Genomic DNA, 19,510 nt, shown 5'->3' with positions numbered 1-19,510 from the left:
GTTGACAGTTTTCGTACTTATTTCCGACTTTTGACGTGAATTAACAAACTACTTATGTTCGCATCCTTAAAACCAGAGATCGAAGCCATTATCGCGGATTCCAAGCATTCCGCTTCCGAGAAAATGCAGCAAATCTGCGAAACCTTGAGAAAGTCCGTAGCCTATTACGACTGGGTCGGATTCTATTTCAAAAACGGAGATAAAAGGGAATTGAAATTGGGTCCGTACGCTGGTGAACCTACTGATCATGACATCATTCCATTTGGAAAGGGAATTTGTGGACAGGTGGCGGAAAGCAATGAAAATTTCGTGGTGCCGGATGTTCAGGCCCAAGACAACTACATCGCTTGCAGCTTGACGGTAAAATCGGAAATCGTGGTGCCCCTCTTTAAAAACGGGGAAAACATCGGCCAGATCGATATCGATTCGAACACTCCGGATCCCTTTTCCAGTGAAGACGAACGTTTCTTGGAATTCGTAAACCAACAAGTGGCGGGAATTCTTTAAAACTTTACCGTTTTTGTTGATAACCCCCTATGAACCATCCTGTTAAAAAGGGTATTTTTGAAGCTTAATTTTCGCAGCTCAAATACCTATGCAATCCACTAAAAAAGCCACTTCGGCCTTAGTTTCCGTGTTCCATAAAGACGGTTTGGGACCCATTGTTGAAAAATTACACGAACTCGGCATCACGCTGTATTCCACAGGTGGGACCGAAAAATTCATTACGGACTTGGGCATACCGGTCGTACCGGTAGAGGAGGTGACGAGTTACCCCTCGATCCTAGGGGGCAGGGTCAAAACGCTCCATCCCAAAGTATTCGGGGGCATTTTGAACCGACAGGACCATGAAGGGGATGCGGCCCAACTCAAAGAATTCGATATCCCCCAAATCGATATCGTCATCGTAGACCTATATCCCTTTGAGAAAACAGTGGCGAGTGGTGCTTCCGAACAGGATATCATCGAAAAAATCGACATCGGTGGTATCTCCTTGATCCGCGCCGCGGCCAAAAATTTCAAGGACGTGCTCTGCGTTTCCTCTATGGAAGACTATGGATCGTTCTTGGATATTTTGAACGAAGGCCATGGAACGACTACTTTGGCCCAACGCAAACAATTCGCCGCAAAAGCCTTTAACATCTCATCGCATTACGACACTGCGATCTTCAACTACTTCAACCAAGATCACGAACTGCCGGCCTTGAAGGTCAGTGAAACCACAGGCAAAGTATTGCGCTATGGCGAAAACCCCCATCAAAAAGGGTTTTTCTTTGGTGATTTTGAAGCCATGTTCGACAAATTGCATGGCAAAGAGCTTTCATATAACAACCTATTGGATGTCGATGCCGCGGTGAATCTCATGGAGGAATTCAAGGATGACGACCCCACCTTTGCCATATTAAAACACAACAATGCATGCGGTCTGGCTACCCGTGGGTCGATTTACCAAGCCTATGTCGATGCCTTGGCCGGTGATCCGGTGTCGGCCTTTGGGGGCATTTTGATCTCGAACACGGAGATCGATGCCGAAACGGCCGAGGAAATCCACAAGCTGTTTTGCGAAGTGGTCATCGCCCCTTCGTTCAGCGAAGCGGCCCTACCCATCTTGAAAGGAAAGAAAAACAGGATCTTGTTGGTGCAAAAACCCGTGGATTTACCGAAAATGTTGGTGCGCACCTGTTTGAACGGTGCCTTGTTGCAAGAAAAGGATGCCAAGACCGATTCGGTTGCCGATTTGACCTATGTCACCGAAAAACAACCTACGCCAGAAGAATTGGAAGACCTCATCTTCGCCTCAAAACTCTGCAAGCACACCAAGAGCAACACCATTGTATTGGCCAAAAACAAACAGCTTTGTGCCAGTGGTACCGGGCAGACCTCAAGGGTAGATGCCTTGAACCAAGCCATACACAAAGCCGGGCAGTTCAACTTTGACCTGCAAGGGGCTGTGATGGCCAGCGATGCCTTCTTCCCCTTCCCCGATTGTGTTGAAATCGCGAACCAAGCAGGGGTGGTGAGTGTCATCCAACCTGGGGGTTCCATTAAAGATCAATTGAGCATCGACTATTGCAACGAAAACGAAATGGCGATGGTGATGACGGGAACTCGGCATTTTAAGCATTAATTTTTCCTACTTTTGCCGATAAAATTTACCTTTAATCCGATAGTAAACGCTTTTTATGGGATTTTTTGATTTCATGACCGAGGAAATCGCCATTGACCTCGGTACCGCCAATACCCTCATCATACATTTGGACAAAGTGGTTGTTGACAGCCCTTCGATCGTTGCCCGTGATCGAATTTCGGGCAAGATCATCGCTGTCGGGCGTGAGGCCAACATGATGCAGGGCAAGACCCATGAAAACATCAAGACCATCCGACCTTTGAAGGATGGGGTAATCGCCGATTTCGATGCGTCGGAAAAGATGATCAATATGTTCATCAAGAACATTCCGGCCCTAAAGAAAAAATGGTTCCCACCTGCCCTTCGTATGGTCATCTGTATCCCATCGGGGATTACGGAAGTTGAAATGCGCGCCGTTCGCGAATCAGCCGAACGGGTCAACGGAAAGGAAGTGTATTTGATCCATGAACCCATGGCCGCTGCCATCGGTATCGGTCTTGATATCATGCAGCCCAAAGGGAATATGATCGTCGATATCGGAGGAGGTACCACTGAGATCGCGGTAATCGCCCTAGGAGGGATCGTCTGTGACAAATCGGTCAAGATCGCGGGTGACGTGTTCACCAACGACATCATCTATTACATGCGTACCCAACACAACCTGTACGTCGGGGAGACCACAGCGGAAGCCATCAAAATCGACATCGGGTCCGCCACCGAAGACCTACAGTCACCGCCCGACGACAAATTGATCCAGGGCCGTGATCTTTTGACAGGAAAACCCAAGCAGGTGCAGGTGTCCTACCGCGAAATCGCCAAAGCCCTAGACAAAAGTATCTTGCGTGTTGAGGATGCGGTTATGGAAACCCTTTCGCAAACACCTCCTGAATTGGCCGCCGATATTTATAATACCGGGATTTACCTTGCCGGGGGTGGTTCGATGCTCCGAGGATTGGATCGCCGACTCTCACAAAAAACGGATCTTCCGGTCTATATCGCGGAAGACCCTTTACGTGCCGTTGTACGTGGAACGGGCATTACGTTAAAGAACCTCGAGCGCTATAAAAATATCTTGATCAAATAAGTCCCAGAACGAACACGGGACCCTTTTTGACATAGTGCCGGAAACCAAGACCAGGAATGCAAAGGATCATCAACATCATTCTAAGTTATAAGAACGCATTCCTTTATTCTGGGCTTTTGTTGATTGCCGTGTTTTTGACCATTCTATCACACGCCTACCACCAATCGAAGTTCTTCAACTCCTCCAAATGGGTCACTGGCAGTGTTTATAACACCTCGACCAACATCAAGGATTATTTTGGTCTTCAAGAGGAAAACCGAAGATTGGTCGAAGAAAATGAACGCCTTCGGGTCTTGTTGTTCAATGCCCAAGTGGTGAACGACCAGGTCTTGGATAGCAGCCTACAAGACTATGCGGTAATCAATGCCCGCATCGTTAAAAACAGCTACGCCTCGCCCCGCAATTACCTGACGATCAACAAAGGCAGGAGCCATGGAATCAAACAAGATATGGGGGTCATCACAACCGATGGTATTTTAGGGATCGTCGAGAACACCTCAACGAACTATGCGACCGTTCAAAGCATCTTGAATACCCGATCGAGTATCAACGCCAAAATCAAGAACACCGACTATTTCGGTTCGTTGGAATGGAATGCCGACCGTTTCGATGTGGTTCAACTGGTCGATATTCCGCGATTGGTCCCCGTCAATGTGGGCGATACCATCGTGACCGGGGCCATGTCGAGCATTTTCCCTGAAAACATTCCGATCGGCGTCATCCAAAAATACGATTTGAACGAAGCCCGAAGTTTTTTCAATATCGATGTCAAATTGTTCAATGACATGGCGAACTTGAAGAACGTCTATGTCATCGAGAACCGGAACCGACAAGAGGTCCTCGACTTAGAAAAGAAGACCGACAATGCGAAATAATCCGATTCTATTAAACGGCATCCGCTTTTTGCTTTTGGTCTTGGCCCAGATTTTGGTCTTCAACCACATGAACTTCATGGGGTACATCAACCCCTTCGTTTATATCCTCTTTTTTTATTGGTACCCCATACATGAAAACAGGGCCTTGTTCATTCTGGCAGGTTTCGCATTGGGGTTCACCATTGATCTTTTTTCAGACACCATGGCCTTGCATTCTATCGCGGCGGTCACCTTGGCCTACGCCCGACCGGTGATCCTGAGGTTTTGTTTCGGGGCGAATTACGAGTTCCAAGGTTTTACCTTCCGGAATACCACCCGGTTGCAACGCATCACCTTTTTGGGGATCCTGACCGTGTTGCACCATACGCTATTCTTTTCCTTTGAAATTTTAAGTTTCTCGCATATCCTATTAATTTTGAACAAGATACTTTTCACAAGCGTTGTAACGTTCTTGATTTGTATGCTGTTGGGTTCGTTGTTCGCCAAAGACGACGAATAACGGGAAAAGATTTGGACCGCTATGAAAAAGCTACTGCTTTCATCCTTTATCATCATCATCGGAATCACCTTTATCGGGAGGTTGTCGTATTTGCAATTGTTCAGTTTTTCTCCCAACCAATTGTTGGAAGACCCGGCGATCAAAGCGGTTTACGAATATCCTGAACGGGGTTACATTTATGACCGAAACGGCAAGCTCTTGGTCGGAAACCAACCGGCTTATGATGTCATGGTCATTCCGCGTGAAGTGAAGCCGTTGGACACCTTGGAATTCAGCAGTCTCTTGGGCATCACTAAGGAAGAATTCATCAAAAAGATGAAACGGGCCAAGGTATATTCGCCGCGACTGCCTTCGGTTTTGGTACCGCAGCTATCCAAGGAAGATTATGCCCGATTGCAAGAGAAAATGAGACGGTACCAAGGGTTTTACATCCAGAAAAGATCCTTGCGTGATTACTTGACCGAAAGTGGAGCCAATGTGTTGGGCTATATCAGTGAAGTAAACGAGACCGATTTGCGAACCAATCCGTACTATAGGGCGGGGGAATTAAAGGGGCGAACCGGGGTCGAGAAACAATATGAAGACCTCTTACGGGGAAGGAAAGGGGTGAAATACATCCAAAAAGACCGCTTTAACCGGGATATCGGCCCGTATAAAAACGGAAAACTCGATACCCTACCCGAATTGGGAAAAGAAATACACATTACTCTCGACAAAGACCTGCAAGAATATGGCGAACGCCTCATGCATGGAAAGCGTGGCGGTATCGTAGCCATCGAACCTTCTTCAGGTGAAATCCTGACCATGATTTCCGGTCCGACTTATGATCCAGCCCTTTTGGTAGGACGGCAACGATCCCGAAATTATACCAAGTTGCATTACGATAGCATTTCCAAACCGACTTGGGACCGTTCCATTCTTGCCGAACCCTCACCAGGTTCGCCTTTCAAGACCCTTAATGCCTTGATTGCACTGCAAGAAGACGTAGTCGATACCAAAACCACCTTTCGCTGCTATAATGGATTCTATGTCGGAAACCAGAAAAAAGGATGCCATTGCGGCGGCGGTATCCGGAACATGAAATCGGGTATCTACACCTCGTGTAACGCTTATTTCGCCGGTACCTTCCGTAAAATCTATGATAAGTTCGAAACCACCGATGAAGGCATGGACATTTGGGAAAACCACATGCGCAGCTTCGGCCTTGGTGGTTATTTGGGAGTAGACATCCCGACGGGGCGGCCAGGGCGGATTCCAAGCAAAGCCTTTTACGATAAATGGTATGGCGACAACCGATGGGCCTCATCGACCATTATCTCGAATTCCATAGGCCAAGGCGAGGTCGCAGCGACCCCGCTTCAGCTGGCCAATATGACCGCTGCCATTGCCAACCGGGGCTTTTTCTATACCCCCCACCTGATCAAACAGATTTCCGGTACGGCATCGATCGATCACCACTTTATCGAACGCAAGTATACGACCATTGACAAACAACACTTCGATCCCGTTATCGAAGGCATGGCCGAGGTTTATCAGCGAGGTACGGCCAAATGGTTACGCATTCCAGGAATCTCGATCGCGGGGAAGACGGGTACCGTTGAAAATTTCACCCGTATCGATGGAGAGCGGGTTCAATTGACCGACCACTCGGTGTTCGTGGCCTTCGCCCCGGTCGAAAATCCAAAGATCGCAATGGCGGTCTACATCGAGCATGGGTATTATGGGGCCCGATATGCCGGGCACATCGCCTCCTTAATGATCGAGAAATACCTGAAGGGAACCATCACGCGTACGGATCTTGAATCACGCATGTTGGAGAAAACCTTGGAACACGAATACGCCAAACCGTATAGCGGCGAGCCTTTTAAGATCAATGAATATGCGTGGTAACAGCGTGTTCAAACGCTTGGATTGGCTTACCGTACTGCTTTACGCCTTATTGGTCTTTTTCGGATGGGTCAACATTTACAGTACGACCCTTACGGATGCCTCCGCGTCTTTAATCGATTTTTCCACTTCATACGGAAAGCAGCTCTTTTTCATTGGGTTATCGGTCATCGTAATCGTGGTATTGATGTCGATCGAATCTTCTTTTTTCGAACGCTTCGCGAGCATTTTCTACATTGCCGCTATCATCTTGTTGGTCGGACTGTTCGCCTTTGGGGAGACCATAGCCGGAGCGACTTCTTGGTATGACCTTGGGTTTTTCAACCTGCAGCCGTCGGAGTTGGGAAAAATGGCGGTGGCTTTGGCTTTGTCAAAATATTTAAGTGACATTCAAACCGACATCAAACGCATACGACATCAGTTATATGCGGTCTTGATCATCATGGTGCCGGTCCTTTTGATATTGCCCCAACCCGATCCTGGAAGTGCCTTGGTCTATTTTTCGCTTTTTTTCGTTTTGTTCCGGGAAGGATTCCCCTTAAGGTACCTTGGCTTGGCCTTACTGTTGGTGCTCTTGTTCGTAACCACCTTGATGTTCGGTTACATCTGGGTCATCATCGGTTTAGGTGTGTTGACCTCCTTGTTCTTTTTGTTCAAGAAACCCCAACTCAAGATTCCGACCTTTCCATTGGTCCTGTTTCTAGCAGGATGCGTGGCGGTTTCCCTTTCGGTCAATTTCGTTTTCAACAACATTTTTGAACAACGCCATCGCGATCGTTTTGGACTTTGGTTGGGATTGGAAAAGGACCCGGTAAAATTGGAACAGATCAAGAAAACCATCGGATACAACACGTACCAATCGGAAAAGGCCATCGAGTCAGGTGGTTTCACAGGAAAAGGATTTCTGGAAGGCACGCGAACCAAAGGTGATTTCGTACCTGCCCAGCATACGGATTATATCTTTAGTTCGGTAGGTGAGGAATGGGGGTTTTTGGGTACGACGTTCATCATTTTGCTATTCACCGTATTCTTTTTGAGACTCATCCATCTCGCCGAACGGCAAAAACGCGATTTTCCGAGAATGTACGGGTATGGGATCATTTCGATCTTACTCATGCACTATTTCATCAATATCGGTATGGTCATCGGATTACTCCCTACTATCGGTATCCCACTGCCCTTTTTCAGCTATGGAGGCTCCGGATTATTGTTCTTTACCGCCATGCTGTTCATCTTCCTTAAATTCGATGCGGCTCGCTTGAGTGAGGGTATTTGATCAGAAAGACCATTCGGATTTTCGCACCTGACCTTCCAAGCGCTTTTGCCAATCGGTTGGTTTCGAGTTGAAAAAATCGATTCCGGTCTCCGCTTCCAAGGCTTCGACGGACACCAAGAACGAAGACAAGGGGGCCGTTGATTCCTCATGTGGGATCAAAAAAGCGAGTACCAGGGCCTTATCCCCCTCTTCACGGTATACGATTTTGTAAAAGGCCTCGGGTACGGCCACATCCTCCCCTCCGATTTCATCCAAACCCGCTTCCAGTACCCCCGCCGTGATCACATAAACCTGACCATATCGCTTGGCCCAGTAGCGCACTAGTTGTTCCAAACGGTTCCAAACCCCGGCATTGAAATCGTTCCGTTGCGGACTGATATTGCTGGTATAAAAGGTTTCGTTATACGCTTGTTCTGAAAAACGCCGGTCCCCTGCTGGGCATAAATGGCCCCGATCGAAACCAGATCCCTTGTAATTGCGCCAGTCGGCAGACTTGGTCCGAACATCGGGATCTTCAATAAAATAGGGGCGTCTTCTGTCATCATCGGTCAATTGGTCACGACTTAGGGAATAGGCCACCCACTCGGCCTGTTCAAAGGGTTCGCTATACGAGAGCATATAGTATTGATGTGCCACAACGGAATTGGTAGTCGATTCCGGTAAAAGCCCCGCATCAAAAGGAATCCCTTCCGATCCACCTTCCTTTGAATAACTGGCCGGGGTATAGAAATTTTCGAAGACCCAAAAGCCAACGATGCAAATTGCCAAGAGCAGGGTATATATTTTCTTTTGCTTGCCCATTCAGACTGCAAACAAAGGAATTTCACGGCCAGAAACAAAAAAACCTGCTGTGAACAGCAGGTTTTCATATGATGTTTTTTTGGCATTAGCCTTTCACGCTCGCTAGTTTCGTATTTGCGTTCTTGATGGCGTTGAGTTTTAGATCCTGCAATACGTTGATCGCTTCCTCGACGTAGACATCCTTGGCCAAATCAGTATGCCATCTATCCCTTTTCTCCCTTAATATCGGGTCTTGGGCAAACAAGTCCCTTTCATACTGTAAGGATTTAAACGTCAACCTTGAATCGTAATCGGCCAATGACTTGAAGTAATTCGACCGTTCTTTGTTACGCTCTTGGTTGGCCTTATACGTTTCGTAGTTCAGCGATACGGTGGTTTCATCTTGCTGGGCGCGCAACCATTTTGCGTTTTCTTCGATCAATTTGATCTGCTCGTTATCGGCCATTCGGGCCATACTTTTTTCAATGGTACCCTCGTAGTCGATATACCCGTCCCAGACCATATAATCGGCCGGACTGATCTTATCCCATCCCAAGGGGTTGTCTTGGTCTTTTTCGCCCAAATCGATATAACTGTAACGGTCCGGTACGACGATATCACTCTTGACCCCCTCCAATTGGGTAGAGCCTCCGTTGATGCGATAGAACTTCTGAGTGGTTAGTTTTATCGCTCCTAAATCGCCGTGTTCGTTGCTACGGACGATGTTATCCAAGGGAATGACGTTTTGAACGGTTCCTTTACCAAAGGTTTGCTTGCTACCGATGACTACGGCCCTTTTGTAATCTTGCATGGCTGCCGCCAAAATCTCTGAAGCCGAAGCTGAAAGTTCGTTCACCAAGATTACCAAGGGACCATCCCACTGGATGCGTTCGTCCTTATCTTCGTGTACTTCTTTACGTTTGCCCGAAGAACGCACCTGAACGATGGGTCCGTCTTTGATGAAGAGACCGGCCATTTCAACCACCGTTTTCAAGGATCCACCACCATTGTCCCTAAGGTCTAAAATAAGGCCTTCGGCACCGGCTTGCTTCAAACGCTCCACTTCCTTGGCCACATCGGTGGCGGCATTGCGTTCGGTATAATCTTCAAAATCGACATAGAATTTAGGAAGATCGATCAACCCATAGGTGCGCTCACCTTTGATGACGGTCGCCGATTTGGCATAGGATTCCTCCAATTCGACCACATCACGGGTAATGGATACCACATCGATGGTGCCATCGACCTTACGGACCGTCAAATCAACGATGGTCCCTTTTGGGCCTTTGATCAATTTGATGGCATCATCCAATCGCATTCCTACGATATCGATAGGCTCTTCCCCTTCTTGTCCTACTTTTAGGATCTCATCACCTACTTCTAGGCTTTTTTCACGCCATACCGGTCCTCCTGAGATGATCTCGACCACTTTGGCCCCTTCGGGTTTCTTCTGTAGTCTGGCTCCGATACCTTCGAACTTACCCGACATGCTGATGTCGAATTTGTCTTTTTCCTCCGGAGCGAAATAAAACGTATGGGGATCGAACTCGTCAACAATGGTATTGATGTACTGTACGAACCAATCTTTGCGTTCTAAATCGTCGACGAAATCAAAGAAATCGTCTAAGGTCTTTTTCGTGGTTTCCCGGGCCGCCTGTTCCACTTCGGCCAAAGTCATGTTCTTCAACTCTTGCTGTACGGGATCGACTACTTCCACTTCGGCACTGGCCAAGTCCTCACCGGTCCCTCCTGAAGTAGCAGTATTCCTGATTTTGATTTTATTGTCATACACCCCGAGGGCATTGTACTTCAGCTGCTTTCTCCAGCGTTCTTTTAGCTGCTTTTTGTTGGCGGCATAACCCTCGTCTTTGTAATCGACACTAATCGTTTCTTCCTTGGTGTAATCGAAAGATTCGTCAAGGACATCGGCATAGATCGCTTTGGCCTCATCCATACGCTTCATCAAACGTTGGTAGACCAAATTGAAAAAACTGATATCGGTATTCTTGATTTGATCGTCGATTTGATACTTGTATTGTTCGAATTCCCTGATATCGCTGGCCAGGAAATAGCGTTTGGTGGGATCGATGATATCAATGAAATCCTCATAGACATTGGCCGAAAACCGGTCGTTGATATCCTTCGGTTCATAGTGCCCTTTTTCAAGAACATACGAAATCAGGTCAAGCAACAACTTGTCCTTATCGTTGGTCTCGAAAGATTTGTTGGTAAAGCTGCACGAGGCCACAGCAATGAGTAGGATTAAAAATCCAAATACAACGTTCTTCTTCATAGTTCGCTTTTTGGGACTGGGGGTTGTTTTACCGGACAACCTGCTTTCAGTCGTTTTTTGATTCAATACGAATTCCCTAATATACTGAAAAAATCATGCCACAAAATGTGGCCCCATTTAATTTTTTGTTAAACGGCCAAGGCAGGATCATCCTAATGAAAAACGTATTTTTGCGCCAATAAGTATACGTCATGTCAAAACCATTGATCCTGGTCACCAATGATGATGGGATAACCGCTCCCGGATTGCGAAAATTGATCGAATTGATGGACACGCTCGGCGAAGTCGTCGTGGTCGCCCCTGACAGCCCACAATCGGGCATGGGCCATGCCATCACTATCGACAGCACCCTGTATTCGAAAAAAGTGGTGATCGACCCGGATAAAGGGGCACCAGCCGAATACAGTTGCAGTGGTACGCCGGCCGATTGCGTCAAATTGGCCCTGCAGGAATTGCTCGATCGTAAGCCAGATCTTGTGGTCAGTGGCATCAACCACGGTTCAAACGCGGCCATTAACGTCATCTACTCAGGTACTATGAGTGCCGCTATCGAAGCGGGAATCGAAGGGATTCCGGCCATCGGATTCTCCCTCTGCGATTATTCATGGGATGCCGATTTCAATGGCGTCGACCATGCTATACGGCAAATCGTGAGTGAAGCACTTGCCCATGGCATGCCCCCAGGGGTGGTACTCAACGTCAATATCCCGAAAACGGATGGGATACCGAGCAAGGGTATCAAGGTGTGCCGCCAGGCCAAATCGAATTGGATCGAACAATTCGACAAACGCGTGAGTCCGACGGGCAAGGAATATTATTGGCTGAGCGGCGAATATAAATTGCTCGACGAAGGGGAAGATACTGATGAATGGGCCTTGCGCAATGGCTATGTTTCGGTGGTACCGACCCAATTCGACCTCACTGCACACCAAGCTATGGACCACATCAAAAACTGGACGTTGAATGGATAAGAAAACCAAAGAAACCCTGATCGGGTTCGTCGTAGGCATTATCGCCAATACCTTCGGCACGCTGCTGTATATCGTGCTATTTTCCAAATTCAGCATTGTCGAAACCTTCAAAGCCGCTGTCGAACAAGGCCATGTTGGGAGTATTTTAGCCCTTGGTGCGATTTTGAACCTCATCGCTTTTTTCGCCTTCCTGCGATTGAAACGTGATTTTAGGGCACGCGGGGTAATGATCGCCACATTGGTGACCGCATTGGTCATTTTGTATTATAAAGTGTTTTAATGAAGTATTACATCATCGCTGGGGAAGCTTCAGGGGATTTGCACGGTTCGAATCTCGTCAAAGCTTTAATGCAACAAGACCCGAATGCCTCGGTGCGCTGTTGGGGCGGTGATTTGATGGCCGCGGCCGGTGGTGAACTGGCCAAACACTACAAGGAAATGGCCTTTATGGGCTTTATCGAAGTCGTCCGCAATATGGGGGCGATCTTCAAGAATATCAAGTTGTGTAAGCAGGATATCAGTGCCTTCAAACCCGATGTGGTGATTTTCATCGATTTTTCGGGCTTTAACCTACGCATCGCGAAATGGGCCAAAAAACAAGGATTCAAAACCAATTACTACATCTCACCCCAAGTCTGGGCTTCAAGGGCCGGTAGGGTTGAAAAAATCAAACGTGATATCGATGCGATGTACGTCATTCTGCCCTTTGAGAAAGCCTTTTACCAAAAGTTCGGGTATCAGGTCCAATTCGTAGGGCACCCCCTATTGGATGCCATTGCGAATACCGATACCGCAAGCAATCAAACGTTTCGACTTCGAAATGCACTTGATCTCGAAAAACCCATCATCGCCCTCTTGCCTGGAAGCCGAAAACAAGAAGTCAAGAAAATGTTGGACATCATGCTATCGGTCACCCCCAAATTCGGCGACTATCAATTCGTCATTGCCGGTGCCCCAAGCTTAGACGATAGCTTCTATGTTCCTTTTTTAAACCGCAATGGCGTAGCCTTCGTTTCCGACCAAACCTATTCCTTGCTTCGCCATGCCCATGCCGCCTTGGTGACCAGTGGCACGGCAACCTTGGAAACCGCTTTGTTCAAAATACCCCAGGTCGTATGTTATAAAGGGAATTGGATTTCATATCAAATCGCAAAGCGGATCATTACCTTGGACTATATCTCGTTGGTCAACCTCATTATGGAAAAGGAAATCGTTAAAGAGCTGATCCAGAATGATTTGACCACCAATAACCTGAGTTCGGAATTGGGGAAAATATTGACCGGTCCCCATCGGGAAGCCATGCTCCAAGCCTATGATGCCCTTGTTGACAAGCTGGGTGGACAGGGCGCGAGCACACGGGTCGCAAAAATGATAGTCCAAAATACGTAACTTTGGTTTCCGAGTAAACCTACTTGGATGTTGAAAAGACCGCTTATCGTTATTTTGTTGCTACTACTAGGCAGTTGTGGCACGAAGAAAAAACCCATTACCCGCTCGACCAACAGACCCACCGTCATCGTGCGTTCTTCAGGAGGTTCACCTTCGGTGCCGACCACCCCGCCCCCAGCCCCGGAAGCCCCAAAAAACAGTACTGTCGATGCCGTCATCGCCTCGGCCATGACCTTTTCAGGAGTGAAATACCAATTCGGAGGGGCTACCCGAAAGGGGATGGATTGTTCAGGCTTGGTTTTCGTGGCCCTTAAAGAAAATGCGATCCAATTTCCGAGGGTATCCTACCAAATGGCAAACGAAGGGCGCCGGGTCAAACTAAGACAGGTACGCAAGGGGGATTTGGTCTTTTTTAGGACCAAGAAAAGTAGCAAACGCATCAACCACGTCGGTTTGGTGGTCGACGTCAAAGGTGGTGAGGTGAAGTTCATCCATGCGACCAGTTCGCGAGGGGTGATTGTTTCTTCATTGCGGGAAGGCTTCTGGAACCATGCCTTCGTCAAAGCGACCCGCATACTCTAAAATGCGCCACATCGATTTCGTTTCGGTGCGCATGGCCTTTTTTTTGGTCATCGGCATTCTCATCGGGCGATGGTTTCATACCGACCCGGTCCTACCGGGGTGCATCGTAGGCTTGGGCCTCTTGACCCTCGGCCTACTCCAATTCCAAAATCGACGGCGTGATACGCCCGTATTTCAATGGGTGACCCTGTGTACGGTCATCGCAATGGGGGTATTGGCCTACTCATTCACGATCGGGGCTAATTTCAACGACCATTACTCCCAAGTTCCCGATTGGAGGTCCGAACGGCCCTTACAACTAAAAATCAGCGAGCGGTTAAAACCTTTGCCTTTTGCCGCCCGATATGTTGCACAACTGCAACGTATGGGGCGTTCAAAGACCCAAGGAAAGGTATTACTTTATGTTTCGATCGATTCGGTTCGCCCAGCACTTAACATTGACGATCAGCTCATCGTAGTGGGACGTATCCGCGACATCCCGCCACCGCGAAATCCGTACCAATTCGATTATAAAACCTACTTGGAAGTAAAGGGCATACAGCACCAACTTAGCGTCGAACCTGAGGTCATCGAGATACTACCGCAAACTTCAAGAACCCTGCGGGGCATCGCAGAAGGATTCCGCGAAAGGATTATAGCCAAGCTGGAAATGCATGCCTTCGGCGCGGCGGAACTCGGGGTGATGCAAGCTTTGCTTTTAGGACAGCGGAATTCCATTTCAGAGGCGGTATACTCGGATTATAAAAATGCCGGTGCCGTGCATATCCTTGCCGTATCGGGCTTGCATGTGGGTATTCTTTTATTGCTTTTGGAGATGGTCCTCAAACCGCTGGAACGCATTCGATACGGTCGTATTTTGAAACCTATGTTGCTCATCCTCATGTTATGGTCCTTTGCGTTTTTAGCAGGTCTTTCGGCCTCGGTAGTTAGGGCGGTCACCATGTTTTCATTCCTCGCTTATGCCCGTTCCGTGAATCGCCCAAGTAATACCTACAATGTACTGGCTTGGTCTATCTTCTTTATCCTCTTGGCGGCCCCTTACTTTCTTTTCGATCTTGGTTTTCAAATGAGCTATCTGGCCGTCTTCGCCATCGTATGGATCTATCCCAAACTATTGGCGTTTTGGCGTCCGACGGGATACCCCATCCGTAAAGCATGGCAGTTGTTCGCCGTGGGTATCGCGGCCCAACTTGGCGTCCTGCCCATCAGTCTGTTCTACTTCCATCAGTTTCCGGCCCTTTTCTTTGTCTCCAACCTCTTGATAGTGCCCTTATTAGGGGTGGTACTCCTAGGGGGGTTGGGCATCATCGTTCTGGCCTTTTGTGAATGGCTGCCGGAATTTCTGATTGAGAGCTATCAGTACTTCATCCGGTACATGAATACCGTGGTCAATTGGGTAGCGGGGCAAGAAGCCTTTCTTTACCAGGGGATATCGTTCGACGGCATGCAAGTCATCCTTTGTTATGTCATGATCATCGGGCTGGTCCTGTTTTTGGCCAAGCCGAAATGGCAGCGGGTTTGGTATTTGGGATGTACTATCATCGTTTTTCAATCTTGGGGTATCTTCAAAAACCTGCAGCAGCGGCATCAGGAAGTATTGGTGTTGGCACACCGTTCAAGACATAGTGTTTTACTGGCGCAGACCGCCACCCATCTCACGGTCTTCCATTCCGAAAAAGCGGAGTTCCAAAGAATCTTATCGGATTATTCAGTCGGGGCCGGAATCCGATCTATAGACTCACTCCCCTTGAAAAACCACTATCGCATCGGAAATCGCCTGCTCTTCGTCATGGACGATTCGGCAGAATACCCCCAAGAGCAGGGATTCGATTGTCTAGTCATCACCCAGTCGCCAAAAATCAACTTCGAACGTTTGTTGGATTCCGTCAGACCGAAACAGGTCATTGCCGATGGTAGCAACTATTTCCAAGATATCGAACGCTGGAAACGGAGTTGTAGACAAAAAAGAATCCCTTTCCACTATACAGGTGAAAAGGGAGCTTTTTATTTTGAATGAGAGACAAGGTCAATGCACGTTGCCCATCAATCGTTTCATCAAAGGTCCGAAGACGATGACTACTGCCCCTGCGACCAGGGCATAAATCGCGATCAATCGAAATCCGTCCAAATAGATATTCAAGGTCTGAAGCCCGCCAACATTGCTATCGGTACTTTCAACAGCCAGCTGTTTCGAGATAAAACCTACGATTTGAAAGGCATAGGCAGAAGACAGGAACCATACCCCCATCATAAAGGCCACAATACGTTTCGGGGAAAGATCGGTGATTTTCGACAGACCTACCGGAGACATAAACAACTCCCCTACGGAGATGATGAAATACAAGGCCAATAAATACGAAAAAGGCACCATTCCGTTCTCGTCGGCACTGTTACCGCTCAAGGAAACGATGTAAAAACTCAGACCGGCCAACAACAACCCCATTCCAAATTTATACGGGGTTCTCGGGTTCAATTTCTTTTTCGCCAAATAGGTCCACATCAAGGATATCGGTATCGACAAAATCACGATGAACATGGAGTTCAGGGCGTTGGTCTGACTGGCGTTGATCAACGAAAGGTTGACATTGCGCGCCGCGAACAAGGTGATCACGCTACCATGCAATTCATGGAAGCCCCAGAAGATGGTCATGAAAAAGGTGATCAAAAGCGCCATGAAGAGCTTTTTCCGCTCATCTACGGTCGATTTGAACATAATATAGGCCATATAGGCCAAAACGGCGATTCCGACAAAATAGAACAAGAGGTTGACGATATTGATATCCCCAAAGAAGGTCCCTTTTTCTCCCAATGACTTGTATGAATACAAGAGGAAGGCGATCAAAGGGGCCGATATAAAGGCCAATATCCGAACCAATTGGTGCTGGGGCAAGCCCATCACTTTGCGTTCATAAACTTCGACACTTGGGGGTTTACCCCCTTCGCCGAAGACGTTCTTTTTGATTCCGCTCCAGAAAAACAACAAGCCGGTCAACATACCGATTCCGGCCAGACCGAAGCCGTAGTGCCACCCGTAGGTTTCACCCAACCATCCGCAAAGCAGCGGGGAGATGAACCCGCCGATGTTGATCCCCATGTAAAAGATGGTAAATCCGGAGTCTTTCCTAGTGTCCCCATCTTTATACAAGGTTCCTACGAAGGTCGAGATATTGGGCTTGAAGAATCCGTTACCTACGATGATAAAGGCCAAGGCCAAAAAGAAGGCCATGTTGTTTTCGATGGCCAGTACAAAGTGGCCCAAAGCCATCAAAATACCACCCAGGAAAATCGATTGGCGCATTCCTAAGATGGTATCCGAAATACGACCACCGATAACGGTAGAGGCATACACGAGCGACCCGTAGGAAGCATATACCGCCGCTGCGGCATAATCCCTGGTAGACAAGGCTTCAAAAATTACGTTGACCATATACAAGGTCAACAGCGCACGCATTCCGTAGAAACTAAAGCGTTCCCATAATTCGGCAAAGAACAGATAGAACAACCCCTGCGGGTGGCCTAAAATCTGCTTCTCGTGGGCTGGTTTAACAACTTCCGACATATTGAGTTAGTTTGGTTACAGGTTTTGTCTGACAAATTCGGTCATCTTCGTAAAGAGATGGAGGCGGGTATTGCCGCCATAGATGCCGTGGTTTTTGTCAGGATAGATGGCCCAATCGAACGGTTTGTTCGCTTGGATCAAGGCTTCGATCATGCGCATCGAATTTTGAACGTGCACGTTGTCATCACCCGATCCATGAACCAGCAGGTATTTCCCCTTCAGCAATTCGGGGTAATTGAAGGGTGATTCGTTGTCATAACCCTCCGGATTTTCTTGTGGGGTGCGCATAAAGCGCTCCGTATAAATGGTATCATAAAAGCGCCAGCTGGTCACCGGGGCAACCGCAATGGCCATTTCGAAGACGTCGTTTCCTTTCAATAGGCAATTGGTACTCATATGCCCGCCGAAACTCCACCCCCAGATACCCGTGCGGTCTTCATCGATAAAAGGCAATTCGCTGAGTTTTTTCGCTACCGCGATCTGGTCTTCGGTCTCGTACTTGACCAAATTCAAATAGGTCACTTTCTTGAAGTCGCGTCCTTTCAACCCGGTACCCCGGCCATCGACGCAGGCAACGATATACCCTTCAGAGGCCAACATTTGGTGCCAATAATCGTTGCTCGACATCCATCGGTTCGCTACTTGTTGGGAGCCCGGACCGCTGTATTGGAACATCAAAAGCGGGTAGGTTTTTGACGGATCGAAATCAGCGGGTTTGATCATCCACATATTCAATGCATTCCTATTGATATCGATGGTCGAAAATTCCTTGGGGCTGATTTCATACCCTTCCAATTTTTCGAGCAGGCTATCGTTGTCTTTGATGTCTTTCAACTTCTTTCCGTTCGAGGCCAGATGCATCGTATACTCAAACGGTGTGGTCGCACTATTGTAGGTATTGATAAAATAAGTATAATCGGCATTAAAAGCCGCCGAGTTCGTTCCTTCCTTGGTACTCAAGCGTTTTTTGTTTTTGCCCGATACCGAAACACTGTACACATCCCGGTTGATCGAACCGTTCTCGGCCGATTGGTAATACACTTTCTTGCGTTTGGCATCGTAACCGTAATAGTTGGTCACCTCCCACTCCCCTGAGGTCAATTGGGTCTTCAACTGGCCGTCGGTCTTGTGCAGGTAAATGTGGTTGAAACCGTCTTTTTCACTGCTCCAAATAAAGCTATCATCGGCTAAAAACGTCAGATTATCATGGATGTCGACATAGGCCGCGTCTTTTTCCTCCAATAAGGTCGTTACTTGGTTCTTGGCCGCATCTACCTTGAGCAAAGACAGGTGGTTCTGGTGCCTGTTGATCACTTGGACACTGAGATGATCCGGATGGTTCATCCATTGTATCCTGGGGATGTAATACGCATCCTGCAAAGCCACCGCAGCGGTTTCTCCACTGGCTAGATCATACAGGTGCAAGCTTACTTCGGCATTGGCTTCGCCTGCTTTCGGATATTTGAACTCGTACGGATAGGGATAGAGGTCGGTGCCATAGACATCCATTGAAAAGTGGGGCACTTCACTTTCATCGAAACGGAGGAAGGCGATCCGACTGCCGTTACTGTTCCACCCATAGGCCTGGACAAAGGCGAATTCTTCTTCGTAGACCCAATCGGTGATGCCGTTTATGATACTCCCGTACACCCCGTCTTGGGTGAGTTGGGTCACTTGGCCATCGGCCAGGTTCCGAACATATAGGTTGTTTTCAAAAGCATAGGCCACCTTGGACCCGTCTGGTGATAATTCAGGTTCCTGGATTTTTGTTTCGGCGATCTTCGTCAACGCCTTGGTCGCGAAATCATATACGTAATATATCCCAAGGCGAGAGCGACGGAAAACGGCCTCCACTTCGGTCGCCAAGATCACTTTCGACTCATCGGCACTGAATTCGTAGGATGAAAAATTCGGGATATCCCCATTGGCCTCTACCAAGGTGCCCACCTTTTCCAAAGTCTTGAAATCGTATTTATCGATACGGCTTGTTCGCGGACTACCCTCGTAGTTCAGCACCGTATAATGCTGCCCATCGTTCATGGAGCGAAGTACGTCCAAGCGCTGGGTTCGAAAGGCTCCCCGCCATATTTCCTCAAGGGTGATCTGTTTTTTTTGGGCCGGAAGCAAAGTGATGCAACCGATTGCGAGCAGTACGAAAAGAACGGGTTTGCGCATTAAGGGAAAAAT

15 protein-coding genes and 2 pseudogenes are annotated in these 19,510 nt (G+C 47.9%); 12 read left to right on the top strand and 5 right to left on the bottom strand.

Going from position 1 to position 19,510, the window contains the following annotated elements; translation table 11 throughout:
- The first annotated feature begins 54 nt into the window (after positions 1-54).
- From ABV409_RS06525 to mreD, 5 genes and pseudogenes are all read left to right on the top strand, one after another.
- A complete protein-coding gene (locus ABV409_RS06525; protein ID WP_353876742.1) occupies positions 55-507 on the top strand; it encodes a GAF domain-containing protein in 453 nt (150 codons plus the stop codon).
- Positions 508-595: 88 nt separating this feature from the next.
- Positions 596-2,128, top strand: coding sequence for a bifunctional phosphoribosylaminoimidazolecarboxamide formyltransferase/IMP cyclohydrolase (gene purH / locus ABV409_RS06520; RefSeq protein WP_353876741.1), 1,533 nt, complete (start codon positions 596-598; stop codon positions 2,126-2,128).
- Between the two features lie 55 nt (positions 2,129-2,183).
- Positions 2,184-3,212: a rod shape-determining protein gene (locus tag ABV409_RS06515; RefSeq protein WP_353876740.1), complete on the top strand. Its 1,029-nt coding sequence runs from the start codon at positions 2,184-2,186 to the stop codon at positions 3,210-3,212.
- Between the two features lie 56 nt (positions 3,213-3,268).
- Complete coding sequence (mreC, locus tag ABV409_RS06510; protein ID WP_353876739.1) at positions 3,269-4,087, top strand: rod shape-determining protein MreC; 819 nt, start codon at positions 3,269-3,271, stop codon at positions 4,085-4,087.
- Positions 4,077-4,532 (top strand): annotated as a pseudogene (gene mreD / locus ABV409_RS06505) (rod shape-determining protein MreD); the annotation flags it as partial. The gene mreC and the pseudogene mreD, both read left to right, overlap by 11 nt.
- Here the strand turns inward: mreD and ABV409_RS16715 are convergent.
- Positions 4,490-4,639: pseudogene (locus ABV409_RS16715) on the bottom strand (hypothetical protein); the annotation flags it as partial. The pseudogenes mreD and ABV409_RS16715 sit on opposite strands and share 43 nt — an antisense overlap.
- Between ABV409_RS16715 and ABV409_RS06500 the strand changes: the two are divergent.
- A complete protein-coding gene (locus ABV409_RS06500) occupies positions 4,608-6,476 on the top strand; it encodes a peptidoglycan D,D-transpeptidase FtsI family protein (protein ID WP_353876737.1) in 1,869 nt (622 codons plus the stop codon). The pseudogene ABV409_RS16715 and the gene ABV409_RS06500 overlap by 32 nt on opposite strands.
- A complete protein-coding gene (gene rodA / locus ABV409_RS06495) occupies positions 6,466-7,749 on the top strand; it encodes a rod shape-determining protein RodA (protein ID WP_353876736.1) in 1,284 nt (427 codons plus the stop codon). The genes ABV409_RS06500 and rodA overlap by 11 nt, the downstream gene beginning before the upstream one ends.
- Here the strand turns inward: rodA and ABV409_RS06490 are convergent, their stop codons facing one another.
- Complete coding sequence (locus tag ABV409_RS06490; RefSeq protein ID WP_353876735.1) at positions 7,750-8,550, bottom strand: DNA/RNA non-specific endonuclease; 801 nt, start codon at positions 8,548-8,550, stop codon at positions 7,750-7,752.
- Between the two features lie 85 nt (positions 8,551-8,635).
- Positions 8,636-10,822: a carboxy terminal-processing peptidase gene (locus ABV409_RS06485; protein ID WP_353876734.1), complete on the bottom strand. Its 2,187-nt coding sequence runs from the start codon at positions 10,820-10,822 to the stop codon at positions 8,636-8,638.
- A 191-nt stretch (positions 10,823-11,013) separates the two neighbouring features.
- Between ABV409_RS06485 and surE the strand changes: the two genes are divergently transcribed.
- The 5 genes from surE to ABV409_RS06460 are packed head-to-tail and all read left to right on the top strand — an operon-like array spanning position 11,014 to position 15,781.
- Complete coding sequence (gene surE, locus ABV409_RS06480) at positions 11,014-11,793, top strand: 5'/3'-nucleotidase SurE (RefSeq protein WP_353876733.1); 780 nt, start codon at positions 11,014-11,016, stop codon at positions 11,791-11,793.
- On the top strand, positions 11,786-12,073 hold the full coding sequence (locus ABV409_RS06475) for a hypothetical protein (RefSeq protein WP_353876732.1): 288 nt from the start codon (positions 11,786-11,788) through the stop codon (positions 12,071-12,073). Before surE ends, ABV409_RS06475 begins: the two co-directional genes overlap by 8 nt.
- The gene (lpxB, locus tag ABV409_RS06470; protein WP_353876731.1) at positions 12,073-13,182 is read left to right on the top strand and encodes a lipid-A-disaccharide synthase; all 1,110 of its coding nucleotides are present in this window, start codon (positions 12,073-12,075) and stop codon (positions 13,180-13,182) included. Before ABV409_RS06475 ends, lpxB begins: the two co-directional genes overlap by 1 nt.
- Positions 13,183-13,209: 27 nt before the next feature.
- Positions 13,210-13,764 (top strand): C40 family peptidase, encoded by a 555-nt coding sequence (locus ABV409_RS06465; RefSeq protein WP_353876730.1) that lies wholly within the window; start codon positions 13,210-13,212, stop codon positions 13,762-13,764.
- 1 nt (position 13,765) lies between these two features.
- A complete protein-coding gene (locus tag ABV409_RS06460) occupies positions 13,766-15,781 on the top strand; it encodes a ComEC/Rec2 family competence protein (RefSeq protein ID WP_353876729.1) in 2,016 nt (671 codons plus the stop codon).
- Positions 15,782-15,790: 9 nt separating this feature from the next.
- On the opposite strand, the gene ABV409_RS06455 is transcribed toward ABV409_RS06460, so the two are convergent.
- Together ABV409_RS06455 and ABV409_RS06450 are read right to left on the bottom strand one after the other, a co-directional pair.
- Complete coding sequence (locus tag ABV409_RS06455; protein WP_353876728.1) at positions 15,791-17,323, bottom strand: peptide MFS transporter; 1,533 nt, start codon at positions 17,321-17,323, stop codon at positions 15,791-15,793.
- Positions 17,324-17,338: 15 nt separating this feature from the next.
- On the bottom strand, positions 17,339-19,498 hold the full coding sequence (locus tag ABV409_RS06450) for a S9 family peptidase (RefSeq protein ID WP_353876727.1): 2,160 nt from the start codon (positions 19,496-19,498) through the stop codon (positions 17,339-17,341).
- Positions 19,499-19,510 lie beyond the last annotated feature (12 nt).

The organism is Flagellimonas algarum (genome assembly GCF_040513375.1).
Classification (GTDB): domain Bacteria; phylum Bacteroidota; class Bacteroidia; order Flavobacteriales; family Flavobacteriaceae; genus Flagellimonas_B; species Flagellimonas_B algarum.
This window is presented reverse-complemented; position numbering and strand designations above follow the sequence as displayed.